Annotated in this window: 12 protein-coding genes; all 12 read right to left on the bottom strand. The window is 57.2% G+C overall.

Annotated elements, in window-relative coordinates; genetic code table 11:
* Window positions 1-18 precede the first annotated feature (18 nt).
* Entirely contained in the window at window positions 19-294 is a 276-nt protein-coding gene (locus JHL21_RS00850; protein WP_200211336.1) for a putative quinol monooxygenase, read from the bottom strand.
* Entirely contained in the window at window positions 294-737 is a 444-nt protein-coding gene (locus JHL21_RS00845) for a type II toxin-antitoxin system RatA family toxin (protein ID WP_169193873.1), read from the bottom strand. Before JHL21_RS00845 ends, JHL21_RS00850 begins: the two co-directional genes overlap by 1 nt.
* Window positions 738-1,688: a lipoyl synthase gene (gene lipA / locus JHL21_RS00840; RefSeq protein ID WP_169193872.1), complete on the bottom strand. Its 951-nt coding sequence runs from the start codon at window positions 1,686-1,688 to the stop codon at window positions 738-740.
* 121 nt (window positions 1,689-1,809) lie between these two features.
* Complete coding sequence (lpdA, locus tag JHL21_RS00835; RefSeq protein ID WP_200211335.1) at window positions 1,810-3,249, bottom strand: dihydrolipoyl dehydrogenase; 1,440 nt, start codon at window positions 3,247-3,249, stop codon at window positions 1,810-1,812.
* Window positions 3,250-3,272: 23 nt separating this feature from the next.
* Complete coding sequence (locus tag JHL21_RS00830; protein ID WP_169193870.1) at window positions 3,273-3,923, bottom strand: GDSL-type esterase/lipase family protein; 651 nt, start codon at window positions 3,921-3,923, stop codon at window positions 3,273-3,275.
* A gap of 12 nt (window positions 3,924-3,935) precedes the next feature.
* Entirely contained in the window at window positions 3,936-5,279 is a 1,344-nt protein-coding gene (locus JHL21_RS00825) for a pyruvate dehydrogenase complex dihydrolipoamide acetyltransferase (RefSeq protein ID WP_200211334.1), read from the bottom strand.
* Window positions 5,280-5,290: 11 nt separating this feature from the next.
* Complete coding sequence (locus tag JHL21_RS00820; RefSeq protein ID WP_200211333.1) at window positions 5,291-6,670, bottom strand: pyruvate dehydrogenase complex E1 component subunit beta; 1,380 nt, start codon at window positions 6,668-6,670, stop codon at window positions 5,291-5,293.
* Between the two features lie 91 nt (window positions 6,671-6,761).
* The gene (gene pdhA, locus JHL21_RS00815) at window positions 6,762-7,769 is read right to left on the bottom strand and encodes a pyruvate dehydrogenase (acetyl-transferring) E1 component subunit alpha (protein ID WP_182395734.1); all 1,008 of its coding nucleotides are present in this window, start codon (window positions 7,767-7,769) and stop codon (window positions 6,762-6,764) included.
* Between the two features lie 114 nt (window positions 7,770-7,883).
* Window positions 7,884-8,282 carry a septum formation initiator family protein gene (locus JHL21_RS00810; RefSeq protein WP_182395736.1) on the bottom strand — a complete coding sequence of 133 codons (399 nt, stop codon included), beginning with the start codon at window positions 8,280-8,282 and terminating at the stop codon, window positions 7,884-7,886.
* A gap of 66 nt (window positions 8,283-8,348) precedes the next feature.
* Window positions 8,349-8,639, bottom strand: a complete 291-nt coding sequence (locus JHL21_RS00805; RefSeq protein WP_200211332.1) for a Dabb family protein — start codon at window positions 8,637-8,639, stop codon at window positions 8,349-8,351.
* Between the two features lie 4 nt (window positions 8,640-8,643).
* Complete coding sequence (locus tag JHL21_RS00800; protein ID WP_367948138.1) at window positions 8,644-10,923, bottom strand: NADP-dependent malic enzyme; 2,280 nt, start codon at window positions 10,921-10,923, stop codon at window positions 8,644-8,646.
* A gap of 100 nt (window positions 10,924-11,023) precedes the next feature.
* Window positions 11,024-12,625, bottom strand: coding sequence for an EAL domain-containing protein (locus tag JHL21_RS00795; protein ID WP_200211331.1), 1,602 nt, complete (start codon window positions 12,623-12,625; stop codon window positions 11,024-11,026).
* Window positions 12,626-12,684: the final 59 nt, after the last annotated feature.

Below are 12,684 nucleotides of genomic sequence, written 5' to 3'. Positions count from 1 at the left end.
CGGATCAGTGGAGCGACGCTAGCGCATTTCGACGATTTTGTAATCTCGTTTGATATGAGCGCTCTCTTGGCCCCACTTGGACGCCCGCACACGAGCCTGATGAGCGTCGAAGGATACTCGGTCCGAAAACTGCTCGAAAACGCTCCACACCAGGGGAACGTCAGTTTCCTTCACTTCAAACACCAAACAGCCCGGCTCGGCCAGGGTCAGTTCTATGTGCAGGGGCAGCAGTGAGCGAACGAGTGTCGCTTCGGTTTCATTTGCACAAATGAGACTACCGGACAGCTCGATCATCACGCACCAAACCGTCGATCAGCTTCGTCCGAAAACGCCCGCATGATTTCTTCCTGCTTGGCGGCGAAGGCTGGTTCAGCAACGGCCGCAATAAATGGGTTGGAGATCTTAAAATCGATCTCGAACTTGACGCGCGTGCCCTGCCCTTCAGGCTCAAAGCTCCACACGCTATCGAGATACGAAAACGGCCCATCAACCGCTTTAGCGCGAATGGTCAATGCCTCAGGGTCCATGGTCACTCGGCTGGTATAGCCTTGCGTGATGGGACCAAAAGCAATGGTCATTTTGGCGAGAACGACTGTATCCGACTGTGCTGTCGGATCGGGGCGAACCTGCATGGCTGCGCAATTCGGGATAAAGCGCGGATAGTCGTTAAGGTCCGCCACGATCTCATACATGCGCTGGGGCAAATGAGGGACGTGGCGGTCATAAAAGCGTTTCATTCAGTGACCGAGCTTCTGCATGCGGTTGGCCTTGAGGCGCGCAAAGTCTTCGCCGGCGTGGTGAGACGAGCGGGTCAGCGGGCTGGACGATACCAACAAGAACCCCTTGGCCGTCGCAACTGTGGCAAACGACTTGAATTCTTCCGGCGTTACAAAGCGCTGCAGCGGATAGTGCTTCTTGGTCGGCTGCAGATATTGCCCGATGGTCAAGAAGTCGACGTCAGCCGAACGCAGATCGTCCATCAGCTGCAAAACTTCATTCCGCTCTTCGCCGAGGCCAACCATGATGCCAGACTTGGTGAAAATGGTCGGGTCGAGTTCCTTCACCCGATCCAGCAAGCGGATCGAATGGAAGTAACGCGCACCGGGACGCACCTTCAGGTACTTTGATGGCACAGTCTCAAGGTTGTGGTTGAAGACGTCTGGCTTTGCCGCCACGACGATTTCCAAAGCCCCTTCCTTGCGGAGGAAGTCTGGGGTCAGTATTTCGATGGTGGTCTTCGGATTGAGCGCACGGATCGCCAAAATCACATCGGCAAAGTGCTGCGCACCGCCATCGGCAAGATCGTCACGATCTACCGAGGTGATCACCACATGCTCAAGCCCGAGCTTATTGACAGCCTTCGCGACGTTTTCAGGCTCGAGCGGATCGAGCGGCCCAGGCATGCCGGTGCGGACGTTGCAGAAGGCGCAAGCACGGGTGCAGATTTCACCCATGATCATCATGGTCGCGTGCTTCTTGCTCCAGCACTCGCCGATATTAGGGCAACCCGCTTCTTCGCAAACCGTAACGAGATTGTTCTCGCGCACGATCTGCTGGGTTTCCTTATAGATTGGTGAGCCCGGCGCTTTCACACGGATCCAGTCCGGCTTGCGCAGGACGATACTATCGGGGCGATTGGCCTTTTCCGGGTGACGCGGCTTGGCCGAATTGTCGATGAGCGTGACCATATCAGTCCTGACTGGGAAACTTCCCGTTATATCGCTCCCTTGAGCGGCGGGTTCAACCCCAACTCACTCAGCTATTGGGCTACCCCCGCCAAAAGCGGGAGCAGCAAAGCTTGTATCGAACTTAGATGTTCAGAGCCTTACCATAGGCATCGAGCACGGATTCCTTCATCGACTCAGACAGGGTCGGATGCGGGAAGATCGTGTGCATCAGGTCTTCTTCAGTGGTTTCGAGGTTCATCGCCACCACAAAGCCCTGGATCAACTCGGTCACTTCCGCGCCCACCATGTGCGCGCCCAAAAGCTCACCGGTCTTGGCGTCAAAAATGGTCTTCACGAGGCCATCTGGCTCGCCCAGAGCAATCGCCTTGCCATTGCCCACGAAGGGGAAACGACCAACGCGGATCTCGCGACCAGCTTCCTTGGCCTTAGCTTCGGTCAGACCGACACTAGCCACCTGTGGCTCGCAATAGGTGCAGCCCGGGATTTTGCTCTTGTCGAGGCCATGCACGGGTAGGCCCGCGATCTTTTCGACCGTGATAACCGCTTCATGCTCGGCCTTGTGCGCCAGCATTGGTGGGCCTGCAACGTCGCCGATGGCCCAGATGCCCTCTATATTGGTCTTGCCATAACCGTCGGTGACAATGGCACCGCGATCGAGCTTCACACCAACGGTCTCGAGGCCGAGGCCCTCGGTGTTGCACTGCACGCCAACCGCCGAGATCAGCTTATCGCCAGCGATCTGCTGGGTCTTGCCGTCCTTGGTTTCAACGTGAGCGATAACGCCCGTCGCGGTCTTTTCGACCTTGGCCACCTTGGCTTCAGTGACGATCTTGATGCCGCGCTTTTCCAAACGCTTGCGCACGAGACCGGAAATTTCAGCATCTTCTACCGGCATGATCTGCGAAAGCAGTTCGATAACGGTCACTTCCGCGCCAAGCGACCGGTAGAAGGATGCGAACTCGATACCAATCGCGCCCGAGCCCATAACCACCAACGACTTCGGCATGGCGGCAGGCTTCAGCGCTTCAAAATAGGTCCAAATCTTATCGCCATCGGCTTCAATGCCCGGCAGCTGACGCGGACGTGCACCAGTGGCGATAATGATGTTCTTGGCCTTGTAAGTGCCCTCACCCAGCGCGTTCTTCGGCACAGGGCCCTGCGGCTGAACAATCACCTTCTTGGTCGGGGAAACCTTGACTTCACCGGCCTTGGTGATGGTGGCTTCGCCCCAGATGATGTCGACCTTGTTCTTCTTCATCAGGAACTGCACGCCATTGTTCATCTGCGCAGCAATCGCGCGCGAACGGGCCACAATACCGTCGAGGTCAAAGCCGAACTTTTCAGCCGTAAGGCCATAGTCCTTGGCGTGGGTCATGTGACCGTAGATTTCGGCAGAGCGCAGCAGCGCCTTGGTCGGGATACAGCCCCAGTTGGAGCAGATGCCAGCCATATGCTCGCGCTCAATGATCCCCACCTTCATCCCGAGCTGCGCGCCACGAATGGCTGCGATGTAACCGCCGGGACCGGCGCCGATAACGAGAAGGTCGTATTGGTCAGCCATGAGGGCCTCCACGAATTTTTGGGTCAAAGACCCAGTGTCTGTTTAACAAGCGGCACAAGACCGAGACCAATCGCGCGTGTATTCGCCTCATCGAGGTGAACACCATCACGCGGGTCTGCTTGCGCAACTGTCGAAGCGTCGAAAAAGCCCGTGTTCAGCTCAGCCGCGCGACGCGCATAATGCTCGGCGAAGAGCTGTGATTGGCTCGACGCATGCGCAAAGCCACCGAAATGGCCGATCATATCGGCATGGTCGGTGTCGCAAATATGAGGTGGCGCGGCGATGATGATTGCAGGCGCAGCAATCGCCTTGCCTGCAGCATGCTCGCGAATGATCTGAACCAGTCGCCGGATACCAAAGGATGCCTGCAAGGCCGAGCCATTGATGGCTGGCTTGAGGTCATTGGTGCCCAGCATGATGATGACGAGATCGAGCGGGGAATGGCTTTCCAGCAAGGTCGGCAGAATGCGCCCACCATTGCGATCGCCCGGTGCAAACCAGTCGTCGCAAACGGTGGTGCGGCCACCCATGCCCTCGGCAATCACCCGTGCAGCCCCGCCAAGCCCCTGTTCAAGCGCAGTCGGCCAGCGGTGTTCATAGGCGTGACGCGGGCCACCCGTTACCGGATTGGCCCCGTACGTCAGGCTGTCGCCAAAGGCGAGAATGGTCTTCATCGCCAAACCCCTTTACGCCAGCATCATCACCGGGTTTTCAATCAGGCTTTTGAATACGCCCAAGAGTTCCGCCCCCAGCGCGCCGTCAACGGCACGGTGGTCACAGGAGAGCGTTACCGTCATGAACTGACCGATCTTGATCTGACCGTTTTCTGGGTAAACGCGCTCTTCGCCCGCACCCACAGCCAGGATCGTGCCATGCGGCGGGTTGATCACAGCCGAGAAGGTTTTGATGCCGAACATGCCGAGGTTCGACACAGAAGACGAACCGCCTTGATATTCCTGCGGCGCAAGCTTCTTGTTCTTCGCGCGGGTCGCCAGATCCTTCACCGCATCCGAGATTTCGCGCAGCGTCTTGGTATCCGCCGAACGCACCACTGGGGTGAAGAGACCACCTGGCACCGACACGGCAACCGCCACGTCAGAACGCTTGTGGTAGAGGATCGCGTCACCTGCCCAAGTCGCATTGGCCATCGGCACGCGCTGCAACGCCACAGCCCAAGCCTTCATGACGAAGTCATTGACCGAGAGCTTGAAGGCTGGCTTGCCTTCCTTGTTCTTCGGAGCCGAAGCATTGATCTGCTCGCGGGCGGCCATCAACGCGTCGATCTTGCAATCGAGCGTCAGGTAGAAGTGCGGAACCGACTGCTTGCTTTCGGTCAGGCGGGCCGCCACGACCTTGCGCATGCCATCGGCAGGAACCAGCTCGTACGAGCCTTCTTCGTAAAGCGCCAAGACCTGAGCCTTGGTCATCCCTGCCGAAATCGTGCCACCAGCCGATGGGGCCGAAGCCGGAGCCGATGCAGCAGCCTTGAGCGGGGTCTTGCCCGACTTTGCCGCTTCCACGTCAGCCTTGATCACGCGGCCCTTCGGACCCGTACCCGAAACCGAACCGATGTCGATGCCAGCTTCCTTCGCAAGGCGCTTTGCCAATGGCGAAGCGAAGACGCGAGCGCCCTCGGCCTTGGCAGGAGCCGGAGCTGCCGCCTTTGGTGCTTCTGCCTTCGCAGCAGGCGCTGGCGCAGCCGCCGGAGCGGGTGCAGCGGCCTTTGGCTGTTCAGCCTTTGGCGCTGGCGCTGCGGCCGAAGCCGCATCTGCCGCCGAAGCCTCTTCACCGTCCTGCAGGAGAACCGCGATAACCGCGTTCACCTTGACGTTGTCAGTGCCTTCGGCAACCAAGATCTTACCGATCTTGCCTTCATCGACAGCTTCCACTTCCATGGTCGCCTTGTCGGTTTCAATTTCCGCGATCACGTCGCCGGAGGAGACGGTGTCCCCTTCCTTGACGTGCCACTTGGCGAGCTTGCCCTCTTCCATCGTCGGAGAGAGCGCCGGCATGGTGATGTTAATTGGCATCCGGCTTCTCCTTAAGAGCGATAGGTCACAGCGTTCACCGCTGCGATCACATCGTCAACGCTTGGCAGTGCCAGCTTTTCAAGGTTCGCAGCGTAAGGCATTGGCACGTCCTTGCCAGTCACGCGGGTCACTGGCGCGTCGAGATAATCGAACGCCTGTTCCATGACGACGGCCGCGATTTCCGCGCCAATACCACCCTGCGGCCAACCCTCTTCAACCGTCACCAAGCGACCGGTCTTCCTGACCGATGCAATGATGGTATCGGTGTCCATTGGGCGGAGGGTACGCAGGTCAATCAGTTCAACGTCAACGCCAGCCGCGACCAGCTTTTCGGTTGCCAGAGTAGCGTAACGCATGCCCATGGAGAACGACACAATGGTGACGTCCTTACCCTGACGGGCAACACGAGCCTTACCGATTGGCAGAACGAAATCATCCATCTTCGGCACGAGGCCAGTGGAGTTATAAAGGATTTCGTTTTCGAGGAAGATGATCGGGTTTGGCGACTTGATCGCAGCCTTCAACAGGCCCTTGGCGTCAGCGGCGCTGTAAGGCGCGATAACGGTGAGGCCCGGAACATGGCTGTACCATGCCGAATAGTCTTGGGAGTGCTGCGCACCAACACGTGCTGCCGCGCCGTTCGGGCCACGGAACACCATAGGTGCCGTCACCTGACCGCCGGACATGTAGAGCTGCTTTGCAGCCGAGTTGATGATCTGGTCAATGGCCTGCATGCCAAAGTTCCAGGTCATGAATTCAACGATTGGCTTCAAACCCGCAAAGGCCGCACCAACAGCGAGACCGGCAAAGCCATGTTCGGTGATCGGGGTATCGATAACGCGCTGCGGCCCAAATTCCTGCAGCAGGCCCTGAGTGACCTTATACGCACCCTGATATTCAGCGACTTCTTCACCCATGATGAAGACGTTGCCGTCAGCGCGCATTTCTTCGGCCATGGCTTCGTTCAGCGCCTGACGAACGGTGAGCTCCACCATTTCGACGCCTTCTGGCAGGTCCGGATCGTTCTGCGCGACAAACTTTGGCGCTTCCGTGGCTGGTGCCGCCGCAACGGGCGCATCAGCTGCAGGAGCCGCAGTTTCCGTAGTGGTCGCTTCAACGGCAGCCGGAGCTGCTGTTTCGCCAGCCACTTCGCCTTCAGCCAGAATGACGGCGATTGGGGTGTTGACCTTTACGCCTTCAGTGCCGTCGGCGATCAGGATTTCCGTAACAGTACCTTCGTCGACCGCTTCAACTTCCATCGTCGCCTTATCGGTTTCGATTTCCGCCAGCACATCGCCAGACTTTACGACATCACCAACTTTCACCAGCCACTTGGCCAGCTTGCCTTCTTCCATAGTGGGAGACAGGGCGGGCATGAGGATTTGGGGCATATTTGCTCTCCAGAATTTCTAACGCCGGGCTTTTTGAAGCCGCACGGCGAAACTCAACTTGTTTGGGGGCTCGGCGCGCGGCCGAGCCGGCTCATGCCTCGATAGTGATATCGGTCCAGAGCTCCTTAGGATCGGGCTCTGCATCATTGGTCGCGAAGTCCGCCGCTTCAGTGACGACAGCGCGGATATCGGTTTCGATCTTCTTGAGATCATCTTCCGTCACAATACCGGCTTCCAGCAGACGCGCGCGGACCTGTTCGATCGGGTCACGTTCCTGGCGATACTTCGTCACTTCGTCCTTGGAGCGATATTTCGCCGGATCGGACATGGAGTGACCACGGTAACGATAGGTCAGCATTTCAAGGATGAACGGGCCCTTCCCCGAACGAGCATGCTCGATGGCGCGCTTGGCGGCATCATAGACCATGCGGACGTCCATGCCATCGACCTGCTCGCCGTCGATGCCGAAGGAAGCGCCGCGCATGGAGAAATCGGTTGTTGCAGCAGCACGCTCAATGGAGGTCCCCATGGCGTACTTGTTATTTTCGATCACATAAACGACCGGCAGGTTCCAGAGCTTGGCCATATTGAAGCTCTCATAGACCTGACCTTGGTTGGCCGCGCCGTCACCAAAATAGGCAATCGAAACGCCGCCATCACCCTTGTACTTATTGGCAAAGCCCAGACCAGTGCCGAGCGCAACCTGCGCCCCCACGATACCGTTGCCGCCATAGAACTTGTGCTCGTTCGAGAACATGTGCATCGAGCCGCCCTTGCCGCGCGACAGACCGCCCTGACGACCGGTCAGTTCAGCCATGACGCCCTTAGGGTCGAGACCCATAACCAGCATGTGTCCGTGATCACGATAGCCGGTGATCTGCGCATCAAGGCCCTTTTCCGAGGCCATGGTGATGCCGGTCACAACAGCTTCCTGACCGATATAAAGGTGACAGAAACCGCCGATCAGGCCCATGCCATACATCTGGCCGGCCTTTTCTTCGAAACGCCGAATAAGCAGCATTTCGCGGAACGCTTCGAGGTCCTGCTCGCTAGAAAACTGAGGGACGTTGGGCTGTGAGGCCGTTGCCTTGCGCGCCATGCTGCACTCCGCTTGGGTCGGGGTCGTATGCGATTGGCCCATCAGGCCATTTCACGCACCTTACCGCAAGCGTCTCTGTAATAACATTCCGCAATGCGAATTCAAAAAACTCTATTAGAGCGTTGAATCCGCTTCAATAATTGACCTTAACTCAGAATCGATTAATTCTTGGAATTTACCGGAAACTGGTTTACCGTTGTCTGGGTTCACCATGACCAAAATATCGTCGGTATGCGCCATGTTGAGCAAGGCCCGCGCCCGCTCAGTGATGAGGTCGGGATCGAGATGTTTTGGGTTCATCAACTGAACGCGATGCTTAAAGGCGTCGATCTCGGCTTGCAGTGCCGAGGACTTATCCTCAAGCACTTGAATGTCCTCAATTATCTGAGCACGATTTTCAATGCCGAACTGCCCGGAAATAGCCGAATAGCCAAGATACCCCTGCACGCCGAGCAGAGCCGCTGTCAAAGCAAGGTGGCGCCAGAACGGCGGGCGTTTAAGACGTGTTGGCATGACGAAACCTTATAGATACGCCATTATCCGCGACGAGCCTTAATGTCCGGTTAGGGACCACACAGCTTATAGCGCTGTGTAGTCGATCTCTTGGAACCGCAACACTTCGGGCACCCACCGATCACGCACGAAAGCGACGTGATGCGGGTGGTCGTTATAGAATTGATAGGCCTCAGAATTTGCGAATTCCATTGAGAACCCAAAGGCGAAATCCGCCTTGGGGCTGACCTGACGGAGCTGCTCGAAAGCCTCAACACCCGGAATATCCGCAAGAATTTTCGCTGCACTCAGGAAGTCGGCCTCTTCAGCAGAGCCCGACTCATGACGCAGAGTGAATACAACCGTATGACGGATCAAAGCCTTACCCCTGTACAGCTTCATTGGCCGCAATAGCCGCCATGTTGACGATACCACGACTGGTCACTGAGGGTGCCAGAATATGGGCTGGCGCTTTAGTCCCCATCAGGATCGGCCCAACGGCGAGAGCGTTGGTCATTTCCTTGAGCAAGGTTGCCGACAAGTTCGCAGCGTCAAGATCTGGGAAGATCAGGAGATTGGCTTCGCCCTTTAGCACCGAATCCGGAATGTAGCGCTCGCGCAACTCTTCGTTCAGCGCCAGATCGCCCTGCATTTCGCCATCGACAATAAAGTCCGGCGCGACGCGTTTGAGCTTCTTGTAGACCTCGCGCATTTTGTAAGCGCTTTCGCCATCGCGCGACCCAAAGTTCGAATAGCTGAGCAAGGCGGCTCGCGCCTCGATGTTGAAGCGCTTGAGATGCTGACGCGCCTGCAAAGCAATAGCCACGATCTCATCAGCACTTGGGTTCTGATTAACGTAGGTGTCGGTGAGGAAGAAGGCACCGCGCGGCATGATCAGCATCGAAAGCGCTGAAACCGTGTTCAGCCCGTCCTGCAGGCCAATGACAGAGCCAATGTCGCGGGCGTGCTTGATAAACCGCCCTTGCAAGCCACAGAGCATCGCATCAGCCTCGCCGCGCTTTACGGCCAGCGCGCCAATCACCGTCGTATTGGTGCGCACAATATGGCGCGCTGTGTCGGGCGTCACGCCATCCCGGCCAACCAGTGAATGGAAGAGACTGACGTAATCGCGGTAACGCGGATCGTCTTCGGGATTGATGACTTCAAAATCCCTGCCCGGCTTAATCGACAGACCGAAACGCTCGATACGCGCTTCGAGAACCGCCGGACGACCGATCAAAATCGGCCGCGCAATCCGTTCTTCAAGCAACACTTGAGTGGCCCGCAGAACGCGCTCATCTTCACCATCGGCGAAGGCCACGCGCTTTTCCTGCCCACGCGCCCGATCAATGATCGGCTTCATGACGAGGCCAGAGCGGAACACGAAGCGATTGAGGCTATCGAGATAGGCAGCCCAATCTTCAATAGGCTTTTTCGCGACGCCCGTTTCCATAGCGGCGCGCGCCACAGCCGGCGCGATGCGCAAGATCAGGCGCTGATCGAAGGGATTTGGGATAATGTGTTCAGGGCCATAAACGGCAGGCGCGCCAGAAGGCGAAACTTCCAAACCCGGTTCGTGCGCTAACTTGGCAATCGCCCGCACTGCAGCCAGCTTCATTTCTTCGTTGATCGTCGTGGCGTGCACATCCAGCGCACCACGGAAAATGAAGGGGAAACAGAGGACGTTATTGACCTGATTGGGATAGTCCGAGCGCCCAGTACACACCATGGCGTCTGGACGAATTTGCTTTGCAACTTCCGGCATAACTTCCGGCGTCGGATTAGCCAGAGCCAGGATGAGCGGATTAGACGCCATCTTGGCAATCATCTCTGGCGAGAGCACGCCGGGAGCGGAGAGCCCCAGGAAAACGTCTGCACCGTCGATGACTTCGGCCAGCGTTGTCGCCTCAGAGGTCCGGCGGAAGCGCGACCGCCATTTGTCATTCACGTCGTTGCGCTTGTGCGTGACCAGGCCGTCTTTGTCGGCCACCCAGATATTTTCGATTTTTGCGCCAAGGCCAACCAGAACATTGAGGCATGCAATGGCCGCCGCTCCTGCCCCTGATGTGCAGATTTTGACGTCTTCAATATGCTTGCCCGCCAGCTCCAGGCCGTTGAGCACTGCAGCACCGACGATAATCGCTGTGCCGTGCTGATCGTCATGGAACACCGGGATTGGCATACGCTCGCGCAGCTGCTCTTCAATTTCGAAGCAATCGGGCGCGCGAATATCTTCGAGATTGATGCCACCAAATGTCGGCCAGAGCGGCGCTACCGCGTCAATGAACTTCTGTGGGTTTAGCTCGTCGATTTCGAGGTCGAAGACGTCGATGCCTGCGAACTTCTTGAACAGAACCGCTTTGCCTTCCATCACAGGCTTAGACGCCAGCGCCCCGATATTGCCTAGGCCGAGCACGGCAGTGCCGTTGGAAATCACTGCAACAAGGTTTTGCCGCGAGGTGTAGCGGGCCACGCTATCGGGATTGGCAGCGATCTCCTCACAAGGCGCAGCAACGCCCGGGGAATAGGCGAGCGCCAAGTCGCGCTGATTGCCCAAAGGTTTTAGCGGCTGAATCTCGAGCTTGCCGGGTTTGGGAAACTCATGAAAATGCAACGCTGCATCACGCAGCGCTTTGCGCTGTTCATTCACATCCGAGGACACGACTTATCTCCCAAACTCTCGTCTGGGAGCGTACGTGCCACCGATTCACGGCAATGAAAAGACCAAGTGCGGCATTTTGTGTCGCACCAATGCAATCGGGTTAATTGGCTGTCGCAACCCGTGCGAGAACGTCACGCGCATTTCCACCCGAGCGATGGAGGGCCGTGGCCAGTTCAATGAAGATCTTAGCCTTGAGTGCAGGTGCAAAAATATAGCCCTGCGCATGAACCACACCATGCGCGCGAAGGTAAAGCGCTTGCTCTTCCGTTTCGACGCCTTCAGCAACAATCTCGCAATCAAGGTCTTTGCCCATGGCAATTAGGCCATCGAGCACTGGCACCTGGGTGGTGTCTTTCTTGATCATATCGACAAAGATGCGATCGATCTTAATCACATCAACGCCGAGCGTGGCGAGGTACGCAAGGTTTGAATGCCCCGTACCGACGTCATCCATCGCCAGACGGCAACCCAGCGCGTGAAGGCCTGAAATCACGCTGGTCGCGGCCAGTGTGTTGCGCAGCGGACGGCGTTCAGTGATTTCAAAAACCAGCTGACGGTAGCTAATCGGCGAATTGCCAAAAATAGCCTGAACGTCCTCCACAATCCCGCCATCGCGGAAATGACCCTCAAACAGATTTATGGAGATCTTGAAGTTCGGGATGGTTTTGCAGAGTTCTGAGAGATCGCCTCGAACCTGCTGCATCAGCGAAACCGTCATCGGAATCGCGAGGCCGGTATTCTCAGCGTATTCGATAAAACTGTTCGGCGGGACGACACGGCCGTTAGGCTTTTCCCAGCGGCACAACACCTCACAACCAACCAGATCGCCCGTGCGAAGATTGATGACGGGCTGATAATACGGCTTGATTTCATTCCGCTCGATTGCCCGTTCCAGATTGAAAGCTGGAACACGGGAGCGACGGAAATAACTCAGGACGCCGAGCAAGAACGCGCCGCTGAGCAGTGCTGCAAGAACGGTGAACACAAGGTCCAAATCGCGGTAATGCGAACGGGCAACGTCAAACGGGATCGCAAGCTCAACCTTGATCGGGAACTGAGAGGCGTAACCTGCAGCGAGAATAAAATCGTCCGGCGCCTTGTCGGCCTCAAACTCACCGCTCGTCCCCAGCACCAAAATAGGTTGGTTATTGGTCAGCGAGAACCGCTTCATCGTTGAAGGCGCCATGGTCCGCAGATGCGATTCAATGCTCTGTGGAAGAAGCGGCACAAACACGGAGAGCTTGCGAGTTTCCCCGATCTCCTGTGTGATCTTCAAAACAGGCGCGTCCATCGCGCCATAGCGCACGACGGTCAGCGTCTCGGACTGGCCAGGAATTGGCAGCGCTGTCGAAAGCGGAGCATAACTGACGCCTGTACCAAACGCGTCGCAATACTGGGTGCCATCGCTATTCTCGACGACGAATTGAAGCACGCTGACATTGTTCTGAACCGCCGCCTGAGCGTTCTGCACAAAGGTCTGTGCGCACAAGGACGGGCTGTCGGACCATACTATGCGCAGGGCGGCTACACCCTCTGAAGCCGAGGACGCAACAGTGGAACTGTCCACGCTGACGTGTCGCTCGGCCACCGTCTTTTCCCGATGCTCTACATAGGCGTCGATGACAAAATCGACAGCGACGATTGGCACCAGCGCTACGGCCGCGCCGAGTAACATCAGCAGGTGCGAGATGTTGAACTTCACGACCGAGAATCCGTTTCAGAGGAGAACGTTAGCTTTTTATGCCGTGTTGGCTTTCCGAG

The sequence above is a fragment of the Devosia sp. WQ 349K1 genome (assembly GCF_016595685.1).
GTDB lineage: Bacteria > Pseudomonadota > Alphaproteobacteria > Rhizobiales > Devosiaceae > Devosia.
The sequence above is the reverse complement of the archived record's forward strand: the minus strand, read 5'-3'. Positions and strand labels throughout refer to the sequence as shown.